The following is a 22,454-nucleotide window of genomic DNA, read 5'->3' on the forward strand; positions in this document are numbered from 1 at the left end:
AATTCCCGTCGATTTCCGCCCGTGCCGTTGCGCGGGCGGAACCCGCGTGACCTGACCGGGTTCGATAGCGCATGGCCGCGAGAGACGAGACGCCCGAGATGGAAAAATCGCCGCGCTCGCTCGTGTCGTCACCGCCCATCTCGGACGCGCGGCAACCGCATACGGGCCAGTCGGACATTTTCTTCGCGGCGGTCAAGACGACGCGCATGCCGATGATCGTCACCGATCCGCGCCAGCCCGACAATCCGATCGTCTTCTGCAACGAAGCCTTCAGTTTCATGACCGGCTATTCCGAGGATGAGATCCTCGGCACCAATTGTCGTTTCCTGCAGGGGCCGGAAACCGACCGCGACGTGGTGGCGCAGGTCCGTGCGGCGGTCGAACGCCGCGACGAGATCGCGGTCGAACTGCTCAATTATCGCAAGAACGGCTCAACCTTCTGGAACGCGCTGTTCGTCTCGCCAGTCTATGACGATGCGGGCGAGCTGGTCTATTTCTTCAGCAGCCAGCTCGACATCTCGCGCCGTCGTGAGGCCGAGGATGCCTTGCACGAGGCGCAGAAGATGGAGGCGGTCGGCAAGTTGACCGGCGGCATCGCGCATGACTTCAACAATCTGCTGCAAGTCATTCTGGGATATGCCGATATTCTGGAGGCCCGCGTCGATCAGGGCGACCGAAGCGGGCGGCGCGCGGTCGAGGCGATCGCGGCGGCGGCGGCACGCGGCGCGACGCTGACCCAGCAGCTGCTCGCCTTTGCCCGCAAGCAGGAGCTGCGCGACCGGCTGCTCAACTTCAACCAGCTGATCGAGGATTTCCGGCCGATCATCAACCGCACGGCGGGCGAGGGGCTGGCGGTCCGCCAGAAGCTGGAGGAAAATCTCTGGAATTGCCGGATCGACCCGGTCCAGGCGGAAATGGCGCTGATCAACATCGTGACCAATGCGCGCGAGGCGATCGCGCGCAACCAGGGTCATGGCGAGATCATGCTGTCCACCCGCAACATGATCCAGTCCGCCGACCAGCCCGAGGGACCGGCCAATCTGGAACCCGGCGAATATGTGATGGTCCGCATCGGCGACAATGGTCCCGGCATCGATCCGGCCATCGCCGACAAGGTCTTCGATCCCTTCTTCACCACCAAGGAGATGGGGAAGGGGGCCGGGTTGGGCCTGGCGATGGTCTATGGCTTCATGCGCCAGTCGGGGGGGCTCGCCTCGGTGGAGGCGGGCGAGGAGGGCGGCGCGGTGCTGTCGCTCTATTTCCCCCGCGCGGCGGGCGTGACCGAGCGGCGGCCCTCGCCGACCCAGCCCGCGCACAGCGGCGGGGTCGAACGCGTCCTGATGGTTGAGGATCAGGAGGATGTCGGCGATCTGGGCAAGTCGATGCTTGAGGATCTGGGCTATGACGTGGTCCTGACCCGCAGCGCGCGCGAGGCGCTCGACCATCTGGCCGAGGACAGCGACTTCTCGCTGCTGTTCACCGATATCCTCATGCCCGGCGGGATGAACGGGGTGGCGTTGGCGCAGGCGGTGCGGCGGGATTATCCGCGCCTGTCGGTGCTCTTGACCACGGGCTTTGCCGACGAGGCGATCGACGAGGGCGCGCGCTCCTACGAACTGATCCGCAAGCCCTATCGCCGCGCCGAGCTCAACGAGCGGATCCGCGCCGTGCTCGACCGGCCGGGCGCGCGGACCTGATAGCATCTGGCGTCCCAGCCTCAGGCTGATTAAGGCAGCGTCATGACTGAGCTGCCCAAGACGTTCGACCCCGCCGCAATCGAAGCCCGCTGGTATGGCCATTGGGAGGAAAAGGGCCTGTTCCGCCCCGACCGCCCGAATGCCGAGCCCTGGACGATCGTCAACCCGCCGCCCAACGTCACCGGCAACCTGCATATCGGCCATGCGCTCGACAACACGCTGCAGGATATTCTCGTCCGCCATGCCCGACTGAAGGGCAAGGATGCGCTGTGGGTGGTCGGCACCGACCATGCGGGCATCGCGACCCAGATGGTGGTCGAGCGCCAGATGAACGCGAAGGGGCAGAAGCGCACCGACTTCACCCGCGACCAGTTCCTCGAAAAGGTCTGGACGTGGAAGGCGGAGAGCGGCGGCCAGATCACCGGCCAGCTGCGCCGCCTGGGCTGCTCGATGGACTGGGCCAATGAGCGCTTCACCATGGACGAGGGCTTCAGCAAGGCGGTGCTGAAGGTCTTTGTCGACCTGTACCGTCAGGGGCTGCTCTACCGCGACAAGCGGCTGGTCAACTGGGACGCCGGGCTCGGCACGGCGATCAGCGACCTGGAGGTCGAGACGCGCGAAGTGAAGGGCAGCTTCTGGCGCCTGCGCTATCCGCTCGCCGATGGGTCGGGCTTTATCGAGGTCGCGACGACCCGGCCGGAGACGATGCTCGCCGACATGGCGGTCGCGGTGCACCCGGACGATGCGCGCTACACCGCGCTGATCGGCAAGCAGGTGCGCCTGCCAATCACCGGCCGCCTGATCCCGATCGTCGCCGACGAACATGCCGACCCCGAACTGGGATCGGGCGCGGTCAAGATCACGCCGGGCCACGACTTCAACGATTTCGAGGTCGGCCGCCGCGCCGGTATCGAAGCGCGCGACATGCTCAACATGCTCGATGCCAAGGCGTGCATCGTCCAGACCGCCGACGGCCTGATCCCTGACGCCTTCATGGGCCTGTCGACCGCCGAAGCGCGCAAGGCCGTCGTCGCGCGGCTGAAGGACGAAGGCGTCCTGATCCCGCATATCGACAAGGACGGCGAGGAGCACGACGCCGAGCCGCGCACGATCCAGACCCCGTTCGGCGACCGCTCCGGCGTGGTGATCGAGCCGTGGCTGACCGACCAATGGTATGTCGATGCCAAGACGCTGGCCCAGCCAGCGATCCAGGCGGTGCGCGGCGGCGATATCAAGATCGTGCCGCAGGCGTGGGAGAAGACCTTCTTCAACTGGATGGAGAATATCCAGCCCTGGTGCGTCAGCCGGCAGCTCTGGTGGGGCCACCAGATTCCGGCCTGGTTCGCCGAGGATGGCCGCGTGTTCGTCGCCGAGAGCGAGGAAGAGGCGCAGGCGGAAGCGGGGGAGGGCGTCACCCTGACCCGCGACCCGGACGTGCTCGACACTTGGTTCTCCTCCGCGCTCTGGCCCTTCGCGACGCTCGGCTGGCCGGACAATGGCGACAAGACGCTGGCGGGGCGCTACCCGAACGACGTCCTGATTTCCGGCTTCGACATCCTGTTCTTCTGGGACGCGCGGATGATGATGCAGGGCCTGCACTTCATGGAAGATGTGCCCTTCAAGACCCTGTATCTTCACGGTCTTGTCCGCGCCGCCGACGGCTCGAAAATGTCGAAGTCGAAGGGCAACACGGTCGATCCGCTGGGTCTGATCGACCAGTATGGCGCCGACGCGCTGCGCTTCTTCATGGCGGCGATGGAGAGCCAGGGCCGCGACATCAAGATGGATGAACGCCGCGTCGAGGGCTATCGCAACTTCGCGACCAAGCTGTGGAATGCGGCGCGCTTCGCCCAGGCCAACGGCATCGGCGCGTCGGCGACGCTGGAGGCGCCGAACGCCACGCTGGCGGTCAACAAGTGGATCATCGCCGAGACGGTGAAGACCGTGCAGGCGGTCGACCTTGCGCTGGCCGATTACCGCTTCGACGGGGCGGCGAACGCGATCTACCAGTTCGTCTGGAGCCGTTTCTGCGACTGGTATCTCGAACTCATCAAGCCGGTGCTCCAGGGCGGCGAAGCGGGTGGCGAGGAAACCCGCGCGGTCGCGGGCTGGGTGCTCGATCAGATCCTGGTCCTGCTCCACCCCTTCATGCCGTTCATCACCGAGGAATTGTGGCACGCCATGGGCGCGCGCGATCATGACCTGATCGTCGCGCATTGGCCGATGGCCGATGCCCGCGCGCTCGACCCCGAGGCGGAGCGCGAGATCGACTGGCTGATCCGTCTGGTCAGCGAGATCCGGGCGGCGCGGACCGAGCTGAACGTGCCGCCGGGCGCACGGCTGCCGATGCATGTCCGCGATGCGAATGAGGCGACGACGGCGCGGCTGATTCGCCAGGCCTCGGCGCTGGCGCGCCTCGCGCGCGTCGACGCGGCCGATGGCGAAGTGTCGGGCGGCGCGGCGCAGGTGGTGGTGGACGAAGCGACCTTCGTCCTGCCGCTGGAAGGCGTGATCGATCTCGACGCCGAACGCCAGCGGCTGACCAAGACAATCGCGGCGGTCGAAAAGGAACGCGACGCGCTGGGCGGTCGGCTGAGCAATGCCAGCTTCGTCGAACGCGCCAAGCCCGAAGCGGTCGAAAAGGCCCGCGCCGACCATGCCGACAAGATGGCCGAGGCCGCCCGGTTGCACGCCGCCCTGGGCCGCCTGGGCTGACCTCTGAAATCCTCCCCATGCGCAGCATGGGGAGGGGGACCGCGCCCGCAGGGCGTGGTGGAGGGGCATGACGCCATCCGTCTCGCCCCTTCGCTGACGCGACGGTCTCCCTCCCCAGGCATGGCTTGGGGAGGATCGGCTCCTACCCCTGTTCCCCCAGCCGCCGCAGCCGCCGAATGCGCGGTTCGCGTTGCAGCTGTGCCTCGCGCCGGATGACCTGGCGCAGTTCGTCGCGCTTCTCATGGATCGATGCGATCACCGGCCCCATCGCGACGCCCAGGTCGACCAGCACCGCCTCCGACAATTGCAGCGAGCTTTCCAGCGTTTCGGGCACCGCCTCGCTGACGCCCGCGCGATAGAGTTCGGTGGCATGCGCCATGTCGCGCGCACGGGCGATGATCGGCAGGTCGGGCGCCGCCTCGCGGATGCGCCGTGCCAGCCGCACCGTCAGCACGGGGTCGTCCATCGTCAGGATCAGCGCGCGGGCGGCGGGCAGGTTGAGCCGGTCGACCAGTTCCGCGCGTGCGACATCGCCGAACAGCACCGGATAGCCTGCACGCCGGGCGTCGCTGACCGAATCGATATCGGCCTCGACCGCGACATAGGATTGGCCGTGCACGGTCAGCATGTCGGCGATCATCTTGCCGACGCGGCCAAAGCCGATGATGACGGTCCGGCCGCCGTCATGCTCGAGTTCGGGCGGGGCAGGGCCATCGGTGCTGCGCGCCTCGATCCGGCGGGAGATGACGCGACCCGCTTTCGCGAGCAGCGGCGTGATGGTCAGGCCGATCGCGGTCACGGTCTGCCAGAAGGCGGCGGTCGAGGGCAGGATCAACTGTGCCTGCGCTGCGGTGCCCAGCACGATCAGCGTGGTTTCGGACGGGCTGCCCATCAGCAGCCCGGTCTCCGCCGCGACCCCGCGCCGCGCATGGGCGACGCGCAGCAGCAGATAGGTGACGATCGCCTTCACCGCGACGACCCCGATCACCGCGAGCAGCAGCGTATCCCAGTTCCGCGCGATCAGCCGCAGGTCCAGGCTCATGCCGACGGTGATCAGGAACACCCCCAGCGCCAGCCCCTTGAAGGGGGCGGTCATCACCTCGACCTCCGAATGATATTCGGTCTCGGCGATCAGCAGACCGGCGAGCAGCGCGCCGACGATCGGCGAAAGGCCAGCGGCGGTCGTCGCGACGCTCGCGACGATGACGACGAGCAGCGAGGCGGCCAGGAACAGCTCGGGGCTCTTGGTCCGCGCGGCTTGGGCGAACAGGCGCGGCAGGACGAACTTGCCGCCCAGATACATCGCCACCACGGTCAACCCGCCGCGCAGCGCCACGCCCGCAATCCCGACCCAGCCCTCATCGCTCGCGGTCGGTGCCATGGCGCCCAGTGCGAAGATGATCGGCACGAGCGCCAGATCCTCGAACAACAGCATCGCGAATGCCCCGCGACCGACCGGGCTGGTCGTGCCGACCAGCGGCAACACCAAGGCGGTCGAGGAAAGCGTCAGCGCCAGCCCCAGCCCGATCGCCCCGGCCCAGCCCTGTCCCAGCAGGTTCAACGCCGTCCCGATCAGCACCGCCGATCCGAGCAACTCGGCCACGCCGGTTCCGAAGACCAGCCGTCGCATCGCCCATAGCCTGCGAAAAGATAGCTCCAAGCCAATGGAAAACAGCAATAATATGATGCCGAACTCGGCAAAGGGCTCGATCGACTCCGGGTTGGAGATCGTCAGATAATAGAGCCATGGTGCTTGGGGGACGAGCGATCCCAACCCGGCGGGGCCGACCAGCAGGCCGACCAGGATGAAGCCGATGATCGGGCTGACCCGGAAACGGGCGAAGGCCGGGATGACGATCCCCGCCGACCCGAGGATGACGAGCGCGTCGGAGAAACCCTGATTGTCGAGCCGTAATGCCATGACGGCAACCTAACCCGGGTTGGTCGCGCTTGTCAGGTCGTTAATCGGGCGAAACGGTGATGGGACGATCGGTCCACTGACGGCGGGCGTCTCCCGAGGCTAGGGGGCGGCGATGACCAAGCCCTTTCGTTTCGCTTTCCTGCCTCTTTTGTCGATGCTTGTCCTGACAGGATGTGGGGATGGCGACCGCGAGGCGCGGCTGAAAGCGGCGGGTCCTAACCCTTCGCTCGATGCGTTGATGCGGGTGGCCAATGCCGATGCGGGGGCGAAGACGTTCGGCCAGTGCCTGGCCTGCCACACGATCGGCAAGGGCGAACTCGATCGCGGCGGGCCCAATCTCCACGGTATCATGGGCAAGCCGGTGGCGGGCGGCAGCGAACGCTTCGGCTATACCGCGGCGCTGATGGGGGTCGGTGGGCGTTGGGACCGGGCGACGATGGATCGCTGGCTCACCTCGCCGCAACGCTTCGCGCCGGGGACCAGAATGACCTTTGCGGGCCTGCCCGATCCGCTCGCGCGGGCGGATGTGATTGCCTATCTGGAGCGGGAAGGGCGGGAGTAACGGCCGATCTAGGGTCGATCGCCATTCGGCGATGCTCTTCCTTCCCTCGCCCCTCGCAGAGGGGAGAGGGTTGTGCAGACTTGGTCTTTGCGAAAGCAAAGGCTTAGTCGGAGCTGGGTGAGGGGTGAGCGCTCGCGAAGCGAGCGCGCGAGCCTTTGGGCTCGCTCAACCCCTCACCCAAGCTGCGCTAGCCAGCAGGCTGGCAAGCTTCGCTAACCAGCAGGCTGGCAAGCTTCGCTAACCCTCTCCCCTGTCCAGGGGAGAGGGGAAGAAGACGCAATCGTGAATGTCGATCGGCCCTGGGCAGCGAGGGCTGGGCGTGCGCTTCGACTTCGCTCAGCGTGAACGGAGGTTCCGTCAAGCGGACATTCGGTGATATCCCCATCGTTCAGCCCGAGCCGCTTGGCTGGCCACTCGGAATAGAATTCGGGGCGAAGATCCTGTGACGTTGTTCGCGCAGAGGCGCGGAGGGCGCAGAGAAGGTTTTGCTCTCGGCCTGCGTCCGGGTGGAAGGAGGTTCGTAGGGGGGGGCTTCTTCTCAGCGTCCTCTGCGCCTCTGCGCGAAACAGGATTATTTCTTCGGCCTTTGGCCTCACGCAACTTGGGCGGAACGAAAAAGGGCCCGGAGACAATGCCTCCGAGCCCCTTCTACGCAACAGGCGACAGGATTACTGCCAGTTGCCCATTTCGGTTTCAAGGTTGACGCGGATCGCCTCGAAGAACTGCTCGGTGGTCATCCAGGGCTGGTCCGGGCCGATCAGGATGGCGAGGTCCTTGGTCATCTGGCCGTTCTCGACGGTCTTGATGCAGACCTTTTCCAGCGTCTCGGCGAAGCGGACGACGTCGGGCGTGTTGTCGAACTTGCCGCGATACTTCAGGCCGCCGGTCCAGGCGAAGATCGACGCGATCGGGTTGGTCGAGGTCGCCTTGCCCTGCTGGTGCTGGCGATAGTGACGGGTCACCGTGCCGTGCGCCGCTTCCGCCTCGATCGTCTTGCCGTCCGGGGTCATCAGCACCGAGGTCATCAGGCCCAGCGAGCCAAAGCCCTGCGCCACCTGGTCCGACTGCACGTCGCCGTCATAGTTCTTGCACGCCCAGACGAACTCGCCATGCCACTTCAGCGCCGAGGCGACCATGTCGTCGATCAGGCGGTGCTGATATTCGATGCCCGCCGTCTTGAACTGGTCGGCGAACTCGGTCTCGTACACCTCCTGGAAGATGTCCTTGAAGCGGCCGTCATAGGCCTTGAGGATGGTGTTCTTGGTCGACAGATAGACCGGCCAGCCGCGACCCAGGCCATAGTTCATCGAAGCGCGCGCGAAGTCGCGGATCGATTCGTCCAGATTGTACATGCCCATGGCGACGCCCGAGCTGGGGAAGTTGAACACTTCCTCTTCGATCGTCTCGCCATTCTCGCCTTCCCACTTCATGGTCAGCTTGCCCTTGCCGGGCACCTTGAAGTCGGTCGCCTTATACTGGTCGCCAAAGGCGTGACGGCCGACGACGATCGGGTGGGTCCAGCCGGGGATCAGGCGGGGAACGTTCTTGATGACGATCGGCTCGCGGAAGACCACGCCGCCCAGGATGTTGCGGATCGTGCCGTTGGGCGACTTCCACATCTTCTTCAGGCCGAATTCCTCGACGCGCTGTTCGTCGGGGGTGATGGTCGCGCACTTGATCGCGACGCCGTACTTCTGGGTCGCATGGGCGCTGTCGATCGTCACCTGGTCGCTGGTGGCGTCGCGATTCTGCACCGACAGGTCGTAATAGGCCAGTTCGATGTCGAGATACGGCTTGATCAGGCGTTCGCGAATCCACTCCCAGATGATCCGGGTCATTTCGTCGCCGTCGATCTCCACGACGGGCGTGTTCACCTTGATCTTCGCCATATGCGCATCCTTAGATTTGGCAGGTTTGGCAACGCGTCTAGGGGAGGGGGCGCGGCGGATCAACCACCCTGCGCGATCCGCGAAAGGGCCGGGGCGAACCGAAAAGATTGTGCGATGGCCGGTGGACGGGTAGACAGGCCCGATGCCTTCGCTTGAAAAGCCTCCCATCGCCACCACCACGGTCAAGTGGCGTTTTCCCGCCGTCCATCCCGAAGGGCGCAAATATGTGCTGATCGGGGCGGGCCTGACCCTGCTCGCCACGCTGATCACCAAGGTGCTGTTCTGGCCGTTCGTCGGCCTGTGCATCTGGATCGCCGCATTCTTCCGCGATCCCGTCCGCACCACGCCGCAGGGCGACGACCTGATCGTCGCGCCCGCCGATGGCCTGGTCACCATGATCCAGCGCGTCGCGATCCCGCGCGAGCTGGTCGGCGAGCTGGGCGAGGCGCCGCTGGTCCGCGTGTCGATCTTCATGTCGGTGTTCGACGTGCACATCAACCGCACGCCGATCGCGGGCGTCATTCGCCAGGTCGTCTATATCTCGGGCAAGTTCCTCAACGCCGACCTCGACAAGGCGTCGGACGAGAATGAGCGCCAGCATTTCGTGGTCGAGGGGCGGGACGGTCGCAAGATCGGCTTCACCCAGATCGCCGGCCTCGTCGCGCGGCGCATCGTCGGCTTCGTGAAGCCCGGGGACATGGTCGCCGCCGGACAGCGGGTCGGCCTGATCCGGTTCGGCAGCCGGGTCGACGTGTATCTGCCCGACGACGTCACGCCGCAGGTCTGCCTGGGCCAGCGGTCGGTCGCGGGCGAGACGGTGCTGGGGCGTGTCGGCGGCAAGCCGATGAGCGGCATCGCGCAATAACCGATCCGGTGGCCATCTCCCCCCGCTTCGCCCGTCGAGGCCCGCCGCGCGGCCTGCCGCTCCGGGCCATCGCGCCCAATGCCGTCACCGCGCTGGCGCTCTGCTCCGGCCTGACCGGCGTGAAGTTTGCCATTGCGGGGTCGTGGGAAGCGGCGGTCACGATGATCATGGTCGCGGCGGCGCTCGATGGCCTGGACGGGCGGATCGCGCGGCTGCTGCGCGGGGAGAGCCGGTTCGGTGCCGAGCTGGACTCGCTCTCGGACGCGATTTCGTTCGGCGTCGCGCCTGCGCTCATCCTCTATCTCTGGTCGCTGCAGAACCTGCCTCGCATCGGCTGGATCTGCGCGCTGCTCCAGGCGGTATTCTGTGCGCTTCGGCTGGCGCGGTTCAATTCCCAGCTCGATGTGATCGACCAGCCGCGCAAGACGGCGGGTTTCTTCACCGGGGTTCCCGCGCCCGCCGGAGCGGGGCTGGCGATGCTGCCTCTCTATCTCTGGTTCTGGACCGGCGAGCCGATCTTCGCCTCGCCATTGCTCGTCGCGCCATGGGTGGCCTTTGTCGCGCTGCTGATGGTGTCCAGCATCGCCACCCTGTCATGGACCTCGTTCCGGTTGCGGCGTCATATCCGGTTCGAGGCGCTTGCCATCATCGTCCTGGTCGGAGTGGCGCTGATCTCGGCGCCCTGGCATGCCCTGACGGCGATATGCCTTGCCTATCTGGCGAGCATCCCCTTCACCATGTTCGCCTATGCCCGCATCAAGCGGCCGCGCGGCGGCGGACCAGCGAAGGGGCAGGCGAGTTCGCCGCCCAGCGCCTGACCGCGATCCGCCGCTCGGCCACCACCAGCGTGGCGAGCGGCGTGAAGGCCGGTTCGGCATGTCCGGTCGCCAGATGCAGAATACGCCGCCATTGGGGGGCAACCATCATGACGATGGTGCCGAGCGAGGCGACCAGCGCGCCCATGAAAACCAGAACACTCACCACGATCATCATGATGCCTGCCTCCTGCCGTTCCCATACGGTGCGGCCATTAACCGAACCGTAACCGTTGATTTTTTCGTCCGGTTCCGTCGCCATCGCGGCAACATCAGGGCGAGTCGTGCCAAAACCCCGATGTTGCGAATCCGTGATGAGGCGATTCGTCCCGTTTCCCTGTTGTGGTCATCTTATGTTCCATCGATGTTCCGGAGTCAATCGGCGACGGAACAAAAGTGAACGCAAAGGGTGGCTTGCCAAGCGGTCGGCCATCGTCTAAGGGCGCGCACCTCAACACCGCATGGGAAGCATCATATTTCGGTGCGCATGGGCTTTGCCCGCCGCGTCATCCGCTTCCCAGAGGACCAACCGGAAGGAATATCACTATGGCGGCACCCGTCGTCACCATGCAGCAGCTGGTCGAGACCGGCGCGCACTTCGGCCACCAGACCCACCGCTGGAACCCGAAGATGAAGCCCTACATCTTTGGCGACCGCAACGGCGTCCACATCCTCGACCTGTCGCAGACCGTGCCGCTCTTCGCGCGCGCTCTGGAGTTCATCAGCTCGACCGTCGCTGGCGGTGGCAAGGTCCTGTTCGTCGGCACCAAGCGCCAGGCGCAGGAGCCGGTCGCCGAGGCCGCTCGTCGCGCGGGCCAGCATTTCGTCAACCATCGCTGGCTGGGCGGCATGCTCACCAACTGGAAGACGATCTCGAACTCGATCAAGCGCCTCAAGACCCTTGAGGAGCAGCTGTCGGGCGACACGCACGGCCTGACCAAGAAGGAAGTGCTGAACCTGACCCGCGAGCGCGACAAGCTCGAGCTGTCGCTGGGCGGCATCCGCGACATGGGCGGCATCCCGGACGTGATGTTCGTGATCGACGCCAACAAGGAAGAGCTGGCGATCAAGGAAGCCAACACGCTGGGCATCCCCGTCGTCGCGATCCTCGATTCGAACGTCTCGCCCGACGGCATCGCGTTCCCGGTTCCCGCGAATGACGACGCCAGCCGCGCGATCCGCCTGTACTGCGAAGCCGTTGCCATCGCCGCGACCCGTGGCGGTCACGAGCAGCAGCGCCGTGGCGGTGCGGACTTCGGCGCGATGGCCGAGCCGCCCGTCGAGGAAGCGCTGACCGTCGCCCCGGCGGACGTCGCCGAGCAGGCGGTCGAGGCCGAGCGCCAGATCGACGCGTAATCGCGTGAGAAAGCCCCGCGGTGCGGGCGGGGCGATCATCGACCGGATGGGGCAACCCGTCGGTCGATGACATCGGCTTGACATGCAAGCCGTGCTAAGGGCCGCCTCCGATGGGGCGGCCCTACCCGCATCCCCCTTTTCAGACAGAGGAAATCAGACAATGGCCGATATCACCGCAGCGATGGTCAAGGACCTGCGCGAAAAGAGCGGCGCGGGCATGATGGACTGCAAGAAGGCGCTGGCCGAGACGAATGGCGACATGGACGCCGCGCTGGACTGGCTGCGCACGAAGGGCCTTGCGGCCGCGCAGAAGAAGTCGAGCCGTACCGCAGCCGAGGGCCTGGTCGGCGTCGCCACCAGCGGCACCGTCGGCGCGGCCGTCGAAGTGAACTCGGAAACCGACTTCGTCGCCAAGAACGACCAGTTCCAGTCGTTCGTGAAGGACGTCACCGCGATCGCGCTGAAGTCGACCGACGATGTCGAGGCGCTGAAGAACGAAGCGATGCCGCAGGGCGGCACCGTCGCCGAAGTGCTGACCAACAACGTCGCGACGATCGGTGAGAACCAGTCGCTGCGTCGCGCCAAGCGCCTCGAAGTGTCGAAGGGCGCGGTCGTGTCCTATGTCCACAACCAGCAGGCGCCGGGCCTGGGCAAGATCGGCGTGCTCGTCGCGCTCGAATCGGACGCGTCGGACGAGGTCCTGCAGAAGCTGGGCAAGGACCTGGCCATGCACGTCGCGGCCGCCTTCCCCAAGGCGCTGAACGAGGAAGACCTGGACGAGGCCGAGATCGAGCGTGAGCGCGCGATCGCGACCGAAAAGGCCGCCGAATCGGGCAAGCCCGCCGACATCATCGCCAAGATGGTCGAGGGCGGCATCGCCAAGTACCGCAAGGAGCACGCGCTGGTCAGCCAGCTGTTCGTGATGGACGGCAAGACCAAGATCAGCGACGTGGTGGCCAAGGCCGCCAAGGACGCCGGTGCCGAGATCAAGCTGGTGGACTATGTCCGCTTCCAGCTGGGCGAGGGCATCGAGAAGGAAGCGTCGGACTTCGCCGCCGAAGTCGCCGCGGCCTCGGGCGTTCCGCAGAAGGCGTAACGATCCACTCCGTCCCTCGATGGGACGGTGGCGGCAAAGGGGAGCGGTCGCCGCGAGGTGGTCGCTCCCTTTGCGTTTGGGGGTGGGCGATCGCTCCCGCCCCTTTGTTCGCCCTGGGCGAAATCGAAGGGCGCGGGGGCAGCGGAGCTCCATGGGCTTCGACGTCGCGCCGCCTGAACGGGGCGGGGGCCGAAATGCCGAGTCGCTTTTGTGAGACACTGCAGGCCCACGAAAATCCCCGCGATCCGCCGCTCCACGGTTGCCCGCCGCCCGCCCGCCGCCTAAGGTCCGCGGCACTTTCACCATCAAGATCCGAGAAACGATGACCAGCCCGCGCTTCAAACGTATCCTATTGAAACTTTCGGGCGAGGTGCTGATGGGCGAGGGGGGGCTGTCCATCTCCCCCGAGATCACCGCGCGCGTGGCGCAGGAGATCGCCGACGTCCGCGCGCAGGGTTACGAACTGTGCATCGTGGTCGGTGGCGGCAACATCTTCCGCGGCCTGTCGGCGGCGGCCAAGGGGTTCGAGCGCGCGACCGCGGACTATATGGGCATGTTGGCGACCGTCATGAATGCGCTGGCGGTCCAGAATGCGCTGGAACAGATCGGCGTCGACACGCGCGTCCAGTCGGCCATTCCGATGGCCAGCGTCTGCGAACCCTTCATCCGTCGTCGCGCCGAGCGGCATCTGGAAAAGGGCCGGGTGGTGATCTTCGCGGCGGGCGTCGGATCGCCCTTCTTCACCACCGACAGCGGTGCCGCGCTGCGCGCCGCCGAGATGAAGTGCGACGCGCTGTTCAAGGGCACCAGCGTCGACGGTGTCTATGACGCCGATCCCAAGAAGGTGCCGACCGCCACTCGTTACGAAACCGTCAGCTATTCTAAGGTTTTGTCCGACGACCTGAAGGTCATGGACGCCTCGGCCATCGCGCTGTGCCGCGACAACAATATCCCGATCGTCGTCTTCAACATCCGCGAACATGGCAATTTCGGTGCCGTGCTCGCCGGTCAGGGTGTGTCGACGGTCGTTCAGAACGCAGGAGCTTAACCCATGCCAGCCTATGACAAGTCCGATCTCGAGCGCCGTATGCAGGGCGCGGTCGAATCGCTGAAGCACGACCTGAACGGTCTGCGCACCGGTCGCGCGTCGACCGCCTTGCTCGATCCGGTGACGGTCGAGGTCTATGGCAGCCATATGCCGCTGAACCAGGTCGCGACCGTCTCGGCGCCCGAGCCGCGCATGCTGTCGGTGCAGGTGTGGGACAAGTCGAACGTGTCGTCGGTCGAAAAGGCGATCCGCTCGGCGGGTCTGGGCCTGAACCCGATCAATGACGGCCAGACTCTGCGCCTGCCGATCCCCGACCTGACCGAGGAGCGCCGCAAGGAGCTCGCCAAGCTGGCGAACAAATATGCCGAGGGCGCGCGCATCGCGGTGCGCAATGTCCGCCGCGACGGCATGGACAGCCTGAAGACCGACGAGAAGAAGGGCGTCTTCGGCGAGGACGAGCGCAAGCGTCACGAGACCGAGGTCCAGAAGCTGACCGACGCGACCGTCGCCGAGCTGGATGCGGCGGCGGCGGCCAAGGAAAAGGAAATCCTGGGCAAGTGAGTCCTCCGGCCGCCTCGGCCCAGACGGCTCTGGGGTCGCTGGTGGCCGTGCCCGATACGGGTGCGGTCCCGCGTCACGTCGCGATCATCATGGACGGCAATGGCCGCTGGGCCAAACGCCGTCTGCTGCCCCGCTTCGCCGGTCACAAGGCTGGGGTGGATGCCGTGCGTCGCATCGCGCGCGCGGCGCGGGCAATGGGGATCGAGGCGCTGACGCTCTACGCCTTTTCCTCGGAAAACTGGCGGCGGCCCGAAACCGAGATCAGCGACCTGATGGGGCTGCTCCGCATCTTCCTGCGCAAGGACTTGGCGGAGCTGGTGTCGGACAATGTCCGGCTGCGCGTGATCGGCGACTATCGCCGCTTCGCGCCCGATCTGGTCGCGATGATCGACGACGCCATTGCCCGGACCTCGGTCAATAGCGGGCCGGTGCTGGCCATCGCGCTGAACTATGGCGCGCAGGCCGAGCTGGTCGAGGCGACGAAACGGCTGGCGATGAAGGTCGCGGCCGGCGAGATGCCCGCCGACGCCATCACGCCCGAGGCGATCGAGGGCGAGTTGCAGACCAACGGCCTGCCGCCGCTCGACCTGGTCATCCGCACCTCGGGCGAACAGCGGCTGTCCAACTTCCTGTTGTGGCAGGCCGCCTATGCCGAGCTGATGTTCGTCGACACGCTCTGGCCCGATTTCGACGAGGCCGCGCTGGCCGATGCGGTGGCCGCCTTCGGACAACGGCACAGGCGTTTCGGCGGCCTGTGATCGATCCCGATTCCGAACCCGCGGCAAGGCCGGTCGAGCCCGCCGCCAAGCCGATGTCCAACCTGACCAAGCGGGTGTTGGCCAGCATCGTGATGATCGCGTTGGCCAGCCTGTGCCTGGCGCTGGGCGATCTGGCCTTCTGGTTGCTGGCGGTGGTCGTCGGCCTGTTCATGATGGCCGAATGGTCCGACCTGTTGAAGGTTGACGCCAAGCAAAAGCGACTGGCGCAGTTCGCGTTGTCGGTGCCGCTGGCGATCATGGCGCCGGGACTGGCGGCCGGGCCGGGCTTTTTCGCGCTGGGCCTGATCGCGGCGACCTTCTTCTTCCTGACCATCGTGTCGCGGCGACCCGCATTCGGGGCCGGTGCCTTCTATGTCGGTCTGCCGGTCTTCTCGCTGCTGGCGATCCGTCTGCATGACGATGGGCTGGCGCTGTCGCTCTGGGCGATGGCGCTGGTCTGGGCCTGTGACAGCGGGGCGTTCTTCGCCGGGCGGCAGTTCGGCGGACCCAAGCTCGCGCCGAGCATTAGCCCGGCCAAGACCTGGTCGGGGCTGATCGGCGGCGTGGCGGCGGCGACCCTGCTGGCGGTGCTGATGCGTGCCTATCACGGCCTGCCTTTGCACCTCGTCATCGCGACCCCGGTGCTGGCGGTGCTGGCGCAGATCGGCGACCTGTTCGAAAGCGGGCTGAAGCGGCGGGCGGGGGTGAAGGACAGCGGCAATGTCCTGCCCGGCCATGGCGGCGTCATGGACCGGCTCGACGGTATCGTGCCCGTGGCCCCGATCGCGGCTCTCCTGATCTTTCTGCCGGACCTGTTCTGATGCGAAGCGTGACGATTCTCGGCGCGACCGGCTCGGTCGGCACCTCGACGCTGGACCTGATCGAGCGCGAGCCCGATCGCTACCGCGTCCGCGCGCTGACCGCCAATGGCGATGTCGCCAAGCTGGCGGCGGCGGCGAAGCGGACCGGAGCCGAGCTGGCGGTGGTCGCCGACGAACGCTGCCTGCCCGATCTGCGCGAGGCACTGGCGGGGACCGGGACGCGGGTGGCGGGCGGCCGCGCGGCGGTGATCGAGGCAGCGGCGAGCGGCGCGGACTGGACGATGGGGGCGATCGTCGGGTGCGCAGGGTTGGAGCCCGCCATGGCCGCGATCGCCCAGGGCGGCACGGTGGTGCTGGCCAACAAGGAGCCGCTCGTCTCGGCGGGCGAAGTGGTGCTGGCGGCGGCCGCGAAGACGGGGGCGACGCTGTTGCCCGCCGACAGCGAGCACAACGCCATCTACCAATGTTTCGACTTTGCGCGGCCCGAGCGGGTGCGCCGCATCGTCCTGACCGCCAGCGGCGGCCCGTTCCGCACCTGGACCACCGAGGCCATGCGCCAAGTCACCCCCGAACAGGCGGTGGCGCATCCCAACTGGTCGATGGGCGCGAAGATCTCGGTCGATTCGGCGACGATGATGAACAAAGGGCTGGAGCTGATCGAGGCGGCCCGGCTGTTCCCGGTGCCCTCCGACCGGATCGAGATCGTGTTGCATCCCCAATCGGTGATCCATTCGGCGGTCGATTATGTCGACGGCTCGATGCTGGCGCAGCTGGGGCCGTCCGACATGCGGGTGCCGATCGCGCATTGCTTGGCTTGGCCGGACCGGATGCCGACGCCGATGGCGCCGCTCGATCTGGTCGCGCTGGGCCGGATGGACTTCGCCGCGCCCGACCCGGTGCGCTTTCCCGCGCTGCGACTGGCGCGTGCCGCGCTGGAGGCGGGTGGGGCGGCTCCGGCCATTCTGAATGCAGCCAATGAGGTCGCGGTCGCGGCTTTTCTTGCGCGTCGCATCGGCTTCCTCGAAATTGCCGCAATCGTTGAGGATATTCTCCATCGCTACGACCCGGCCCCGCCGGAAACGCTCGACGCGGTGATCGCGATCGATGCGGAGACGCGGGAGCTGGCGGGCGAGCGCGTTGAGGATTGCGTCGTTTGATCGAAACCCCCGGCCTGTTATTGACCATCCTGGCCTTTGTTCTCGCCATCGGTCCGCTCGTGTTCGTGCACGAGATGGGCCATTACCTCGCCGGGCGCTGGTTCGGGGTGAAGGCGGAAACCTTCGCGATCGGCTTCGGGCACGAGGTGTTCGGGCTGACCGACCGGCGCGATACGCGGTGGAAGATCGGGTGGCTGCCGCTGGGCGGCTATGTGAAGTTCGCCGGCGACATGAACCCCGCCAGCCAGCCCGACGCGGCCTGGCTCTCGCTGCCCCCCGAGGAGCGCGCACGGACGTTCCAGGCCAAGCCGGTATGGCAGCGCGCGATCATCGTCGCGGCGGGCCCCGCGATCAATTTCGTCGCGGCGATCCTGATCCTGGCGGGCTTTGCCTGTGCCTATGGCGAGGCGGTGATCCCGCCGGTGGTGGGTGAGGTCGTGACGGGTAGTGCGGCTGCCGCCTCGACGCTGCGTCAGGGCGACCGGGTGACGGCGATCGACGGGCGCTCCGTCACCGACTTCGCCGATATCGCGCGCTATGTGCAGATCCGCGCCGGACAGCGGGTGACGATCGAGGCGACGCGCGGCGGCGTGCCGTTCACGACCGACGTCACCGTCGGCACCGACGAGCAGCGCGATCGCTTCGGCAACCGCTATCGCATCGGCCGCCTGGGCGTGCGCGGCACCGGCACGGTCGATGTCCGCCCGGTCGGTCTTCTCCGCGCGCCCGTGGTAGCGGTGAAGCGCACCGGCGAAATCGTCCGCATGATGGTCGAGACGCTGGGACAGGTGATTTCGGGCCGCCGCTCGGTCAAGGAACTGGGCGGGCCGGTGTCGATCGCCAAGGTGTCGGGCGAGCAGATGGCGCTGGGCCTCGACGCCTTTGTTTTCTTCGTGGCGCTGGTGTCCATCAATCTGGGGTTCATCAACCTCTTGCCAGTGCCGATGCTGGATGGCGGTCATCTTCTCTTCTATGCGATCGAAGCGGTGCGACGTCGCCCCCTGGAGCCGGCAGCCCAGGAATGGGCGTTCCGTGGCGGTTTGGTGGCGATCCTGGCCCTGATGCTCTTCGTGACGTTCAACGATCTGGGCAATTTGGGGCTTTGGAAAAATATCGCTGGCTTGATCGGCTGACGCCGATGGGGCAGGGCGCGAGGACGACAGGGGTCGGTTCGACTTTTCTGGGGTGGGTTTGGTGACAGCAATGACGGGTATCAAGACTGTGCGCGCAGGCGCCTTATTGCTGGCGGGCACGATGCTGTCGGGCGTCCCCGTCATGGCGCAGGTAGCGCCCGCGACGCCCGCCGGGACGACGACACAGGCGGCGGCACCCGCCGCGACGCCCGCGCCGCAGCGGATCATCAAGACGCTGCGGGTCGAGGGCGCGCAGCGGATCGAGCCGGAGACGGTGCTCTCCTACACCAAGCTGCGCGTGGGCATTCCCTATTCGGCCGAGACGCTCGACCAGGCGCTGAAGGATCTTCAGGCGTCCGAATTGTTCGCCGATTACTCGATTTCGGGCGTCGAGAGCGGCGACATCGTGCTGCGCGTGCGCGAGAACCCGATCATCAACCGGGTCATTCTGGAGGGCAACAAGCGCCTGAAGGAAGACAAGATCAAGAAGGAGATCAAGCTCGCGCCGCGGCAGATCTTCACCCGCACCGCCGTCCGCCAGGACGTGGCGCGGATCGTCGAGCTGTACCGCCGCCAGGGCCGGTTCGGCGCGGTGGTCGACCCCAAGATGGTCAATCTGGACCAGAACCGCGTCGATGTGGTGTTCGAGATCAGCGAGGGGCCCAAGTCCAAGGTCCGCCAGATCAACATCATCGGCAACGAGAAATTCTCCGACGACGAGCTGCGCGGTGCGATGTACACCAAGCAGTCGCGCTGGTTCCGCTTCCTGTCCTCGGCCACCAGCTATGACCAGGATCGTCTGGCGGCCGACCAGCAGAAGCTCCGCGCCTTCTATCTGTCCAATGGCTATGCCGATTTCCGCGTGACCAGCGCGGTGGCCGAGCTGACCCCGGACAAGAAGGACTTCATCATCACCTATGTGGTGGAGGAAGGCCCGCGCTACAAGTTCGGCGACGTCAAGGTCGACAGCCAGATCCGCGACTTCGACAATGAAAAGCTCGCCCAGTCGCTGCCCATGAAGAAGGGCGACTGGTACAATGCCAAGCTGATCGAGGATTCGATTGACAGCCTCAGCCAGACGGCGGGCCTGTTCGGCTATGCCTTTACCGACGTGAACCCCGAGTTCCAGCGTGACAAGGACACGCTGACCATGTCGATCACGTTCAACATCGCCGAGGCGAAGCGAACCTATATCGAGCGGATCGACATCAACGGCAACACGCAGACCCAGGACAAGGTCGTCCGCCGCGAGTTCCGCGTGGCCGAGGGCGATGCGTTCAACAGCTTCCAGGTCCGCCGCAGCCAGGACCGCATCAACTCGCTCGGCTATTTCCAGGAAAAGCTGGAGGTCAAGCAGAACCCCGGCTCGACCCCCGACCGGATCGTTCTGGAAACCAACACCGAGGAACAGTCTACCGGCTCGCTACAGCTATCGGCGGGCTATTCGTCGCTGGAACGCTTCATCATCCAGGCGAACATCACTCAGCGCAATTTCCGCGGCAAGGGCCAGGAACTGCGCGCTGGCGTGAACTATTCGGCCTATTCCAAGTCGATCGAGCTGGGCTTCACCGAGCCTTATGTGTTCGACAAGAACGTCGCGCTGGGCGTCGACGTGTTCCGTCGCGACTATAACTCGTTCAACTATCTGGGCACCACCCGCCAGACGACCTATAGCCAGGTGTCGACCGGCTTCCAGGTGCGCGCGGGCGTGCCGCTGACCGAATATTGGTCGCTGTCGGGTCGCTATGGCCTGACCTATGACGAGGTCGGTCTGGCCTCGTCCTTCTTCAACGCCGATGGCAGCTGTAACTTCCAGACGGCGGGCCGTTATCTTTGCGACGCGATCGGCAATCGCTGGACCTCGTCGGTCGGCTATTCGCTGATCTATGACAGCCTGAACAGCCGTCTGCGTCCGACCGCGGGTCAGCGTTTCTCGTTCAGCCAGGATTTTGCCGGTCTGGGCGGCGACGTGAAGTATATCCGCACTCGTGGCGAAGGCGCCAAGTTCTGGGGTCTGGGCAAGGGCTTCGTCTTCTCGGTCCTGGGCGAGGGCGGCTATATCCACTCGCTGGAGGACAGCCGCGGTCCCGGCATCGACCCGGTGCGTATCGTCGACCGCTTCTATCTGGGCGAGCCGCAGTTCCGTGGCTTCGACATTCGCGGCGTCGGTCCGCGCGTGCTGCGCGTGCCCTATGTCATCGGCACGGACGGATCGCAGTCGCGTCAGACCGACCGCGACCAGATCGTCGACGACGCGCTGGGCGGCCGCGCTTATTATCTGACGCGCGCCGAACTCGAGATTCCGCTGGGCTCGGGTGCGCGCGAAATGGGTCTGCGGCCCAGCATCTATGTCCAGGCGGGCAGCCTGTGGGGCATCACCCGCCCCCTGCCGTCGCTCGATTTCCCGCAGGCGCGCGACGCCAACGGCAATCTGCTGTTCAACAAGGACGGGTCGAAGACGCTCGCCCCCTCGCTGCTCAAGGACGGGCAGGGGCGGCAGCTGTACGTCGTGCCGACGGGGTCGGACAATGCGGGCCAGTTCACCACCTGCTCGGTCGGCTTCTCGGCGACGTCGGGCGGTACCTGCTCGGGCACCAGCACCAACACCATCGCGCAGAATACCAACTATGCCGAAGAGCAGTTCTACGGCGGCACCTGGCGTCCGCGCGTGTCGATCGGCATCGGTGTGAACTGGAATTCACCATTTGGACCGCTGCGCATCGACCTGGCCAAGGCATTGGTCACGCAGCCGGGCGACGACCCCAAGCTCATCACTTTCAACGTAGGGACGCAGTTCTGATGAAGACGATTTCCAAGCTCCTCCTCGCGGCGGCCCTGGTGGCCCCGGCCGCGACCGTCGCGACGACCGCGAGTGCGCAGGTGAACGGCGTCGCCGTGGCCGACCCGCAGGGTGCGATCGCCGGTTCGCGCGCCTGGGCGACCGCCCGCCAGCAGATCGAGACGACCTACAAGGCGCAGCTCGACCAGGCCGAAACCCGCCGCACGGCGCTCGCCGCCGAGCTGAACCCGCTGGTCCAGGCGTTCCAGACCGCGCGTTCGGCCCCCAACGCCAACGAAGCGACGCTGCGCACCCAGGCGCAGGCGATCCAGACCAAGCAGCAGGCCGCCGAGCAGGAACTGGCCCGGCTGACCCAGCCCGCCGTCCGCGCGCAGACCTATGCCGTCGAGCAGCTCCAGGCCAAGCTGGGCGAAGCGGTGCAGAACGCCGTCCGCGCCAAGAATGTCAGCCTGCTGGTCAGCCCGCAGGCGGTGCTGTTCATGCAGCCGACCGCCGACATCACCTCGGCCGTGACCGCCGAGCTGGACAAGCTGGTCCCGACCGTCAGCATCACCCCGCCGGCGGGCTGGCAGCCCGGTCAGCAGGGTGGCCAGCAGGGTGCCGCCCCCGCCGCCGCGCCGGCCGCCACCCCGGCTCCGGCGCCCGCGCGTCGCCAGAACAGCGGCCGGTAATCGCTTCGTGAGCGACGTTGTGAACGACGAGGCGAAGACCGTCCTCGGCCCGCTGGACGTCACGCGGGTCATGGCGGCGATCCCGCACCGTTACCCGATGCTGCTGGTCGATCGTGTCGAGGAACTGGTCCTCGACACGTCGATCCGCGCGGTGAAGGCGGTGACGATCAACGAGGCGTTTTTCCAGGGCCATTATCCCGGCCGTCCGATCATGCCGGGCGTGCTGATCGTCGAGGCGCTGGCGCAGGCCGCCGGTGTCCTGGGCGTGGAAAGCCTGGGCCTCGCCAATTCGGGCAAGCTCGTCTACTTCATGTCGATCGACGGCGTGAAGTTCCGCAAGCCCGTGGAACCCGGCGTCCTCCTCCATCTGGAGGTGGAGTTCGTGTCGAAGCGGACCCGCGTGTGCAAGTTCGCGGGTGTCGCCAAGATCGACGGCGTCGCCGTGGCGGAGGCCAATTTCACCGCGATGATCGCCGATCCGCCCGCCGAGGCGTAAGGGCTCACGTCGCTTTTGACTATCGGGGCGCGGTCCGCTATGGGCCGCGCCTTGAGCTTTAAGGCTGGTCGGAACCAGCCATTTTCCGGAGCA

General features: G+C 66.3%; 19 protein-coding genes. 16 read left to right on the top strand and 3 right to left on the bottom strand.

Annotated features, from left to right (window positions below):
- Positions 1–71 precede the first annotated feature (71 nt).
- A complete protein-coding gene (locus ABIC44_RS02485) occupies positions 72–1,697 on the top strand; it encodes a histidine kinase famiy protein (RefSeq protein WP_354293413.1) in 1,626 nt (541 codons plus the stop codon).
- Positions 1,698–1,739: 42 nt separating this feature from the next.
- Positions 1,740–4,412, top strand: coding sequence for a valine--tRNA ligase (locus ABIC44_RS02490; RefSeq protein ID WP_354293414.1), 2,673 nt, complete (start codon positions 1,740–1,742; stop codon positions 4,410–4,412).
- Between the two features lie 142 nt (positions 4,413–4,554).
- Here ABIC44_RS02490 and ABIC44_RS02495 read toward each other — a convergent pair whose 3' ends face one another.
- Positions 4,555–6,333 (bottom strand): cation:proton antiporter domain-containing protein, encoded by a 1,779-nt coding sequence (locus ABIC44_RS02495; protein WP_354293415.1) that lies wholly within the window; start codon positions 6,331–6,333, stop codon positions 4,555–4,557.
- Between the two features lie 112 nt (positions 6,334–6,445).
- Here ABIC44_RS02495 and ABIC44_RS02500 point away from each other — a divergent pair, with 112 nt between their 5' ends.
- Entirely contained in the window at positions 6,446–6,895 is a 450-nt protein-coding gene (locus tag ABIC44_RS02500; protein ID WP_354293416.1) for a c-type cytochrome, read from the top strand.
- A 668-nt stretch (positions 6,896–7,563) separates the two neighbouring features.
- Here the strand turns inward: ABIC44_RS02500 and ABIC44_RS02505 are convergent.
- Positions 7,564–8,784: an NADP-dependent isocitrate dehydrogenase gene (locus tag ABIC44_RS02505; protein WP_354293417.1), complete on the bottom strand. Its 1,221-nt coding sequence runs from the start codon at positions 8,782–8,784 to the stop codon at positions 7,564–7,566.
- Positions 8,785–8,926: 142 nt separating this feature from the next.
- Here ABIC44_RS02505 and ABIC44_RS02510 point away from each other — a divergent pair, with 142 nt between their 5' ends.
- Both ABIC44_RS02510 and pssA read left to right on the top strand, forming a co-directional pair.
- Complete coding sequence (locus ABIC44_RS02510) at positions 8,927–9,649, top strand: phosphatidylserine decarboxylase (protein ID WP_307097985.1); 723 nt, start codon at positions 8,927–8,929, stop codon at positions 9,647–9,649.
- Positions 9,650–9,657: 8 nt separating this feature from the next.
- The gene (pssA, locus tag ABIC44_RS02515) at positions 9,658–10,467 is read left to right on the top strand and encodes a CDP-diacylglycerol--serine O-phosphatidyltransferase (RefSeq protein WP_354293418.1); all 810 of its coding nucleotides are present in this window, start codon (positions 9,658–9,660) and stop codon (positions 10,465–10,467) included.
- Here pssA and ABIC44_RS02520 read toward each other — a convergent pair.
- Positions 10,406–10,726: a hypothetical protein gene (locus ABIC44_RS02520; protein ID WP_354293420.1), complete on the bottom strand. Its 321-nt coding sequence runs from the start codon at positions 10,724–10,726 to the stop codon at positions 10,406–10,408. The genes pssA and ABIC44_RS02520 overlap by 62 nt on opposite strands.
- 284 nt (positions 10,727–11,010) lie before the next feature.
- On the opposite strand from ABIC44_RS02520, the gene rpsB reads away from it, so the two are divergent.
- The 11 genes from rpsB (at position 11,011) to fabZ (ending at position 22,361) form a co-directional block, all read left to right on the top strand.
- On the top strand, positions 11,011–11,820 hold the full coding sequence (gene rpsB / locus ABIC44_RS02525; protein ID WP_307097988.1) for a 30S ribosomal protein S2: 810 nt from the start codon (positions 11,011–11,013) through the stop codon (positions 11,818–11,820).
- Between the two features lie 160 nt (positions 11,821–11,980).
- Positions 11,981–12,916 carry a translation elongation factor Ts gene (tsf, locus tag ABIC44_RS02530; protein ID WP_354293422.1) on the top strand — a complete coding sequence of 312 codons (936 nt, stop codon included), beginning with the start codon at positions 11,981–11,983 and terminating at the stop codon, positions 12,914–12,916.
- A gap of 322 nt (positions 12,917–13,238) precedes the next feature.
- A complete protein-coding gene (gene pyrH / locus ABIC44_RS02535) occupies positions 13,239–13,964 on the top strand; it encodes a UMP kinase (protein ID WP_307097990.1) in 726 nt (241 codons plus the stop codon).
- Positions 13,965–13,967: 3 nt separating this feature from the next.
- Positions 13,968–14,525 carry a ribosome recycling factor gene (frr, locus tag ABIC44_RS02540; RefSeq protein WP_307097991.1) on the top strand — a complete coding sequence of 186 codons (558 nt, stop codon included), beginning with the start codon at positions 13,968–13,970 and terminating at the stop codon, positions 14,523–14,525.
- An 89-nt stretch (positions 14,526–14,614) separates the two neighbouring features.
- A complete protein-coding gene (gene uppS, locus ABIC44_RS02545) occupies positions 14,615–15,283 on the top strand; it encodes a polyprenyl diphosphate synthase (protein WP_502959814.1) in 669 nt (222 codons plus the stop codon).
- A gap of 53 nt (positions 15,284–15,336) precedes the next feature.
- A complete protein-coding gene (locus ABIC44_RS02550; RefSeq protein WP_354293691.1) occupies positions 15,337–16,104 on the top strand; it encodes a phosphatidate cytidylyltransferase in 768 nt (255 codons plus the stop codon).
- Positions 16,104–17,261: a 1-deoxy-D-xylulose-5-phosphate reductoisomerase gene (gene dxr / locus ABIC44_RS02555; RefSeq protein ID WP_354293424.1), complete on the top strand. Its 1,158-nt coding sequence runs from the start codon at positions 16,104–16,106 to the stop codon at positions 17,259–17,261. The genes ABIC44_RS02550 and dxr overlap by 1 nt, the downstream gene beginning before the upstream one ends.
- Complete coding sequence (gene rseP / locus ABIC44_RS02560; RefSeq protein ID WP_354293426.1) at positions 17,258–18,394, top strand: RIP metalloprotease RseP; 1,137 nt, start codon at positions 17,258–17,260, stop codon at positions 18,392–18,394. Before dxr ends, rseP begins: the two co-directional genes overlap by 4 nt.
- Before the next feature lie 70 nt (positions 18,395–18,464).
- Positions 18,465–21,194 (top strand): outer membrane protein assembly factor BamA, encoded by a 2,730-nt coding sequence (bamA, locus tag ABIC44_RS02565; RefSeq protein ID WP_307097994.1) that lies wholly within the window; start codon positions 18,465–18,467, stop codon positions 21,192–21,194.
- A complete protein-coding gene (locus ABIC44_RS02570; RefSeq protein ID WP_354293428.1) occupies positions 21,194–21,865 on the top strand; it encodes an OmpH family outer membrane protein in 672 nt (223 codons plus the stop codon). Before bamA ends, ABIC44_RS02570 begins: the two co-directional genes overlap by 1 nt.
- 7 nt (positions 21,866–21,872) lie before the next feature.
- Positions 21,873–22,361, top strand: coding sequence for a 3-hydroxyacyl-ACP dehydratase FabZ (gene fabZ, locus ABIC44_RS02575; RefSeq protein WP_307097996.1), 489 nt, complete (start codon positions 21,873–21,875; stop codon positions 22,359–22,361).
- Positions 22,362–22,454: the final 93 nt, after the last annotated feature.

The sequence above is a fragment of the Sphingomonas sp. 1185 genome, from assembly GCF_040544655.1.
Lineage (GTDB): Bacteria > Pseudomonadota > Alphaproteobacteria > Sphingomonadales > Sphingomonadaceae > Sphingomonas.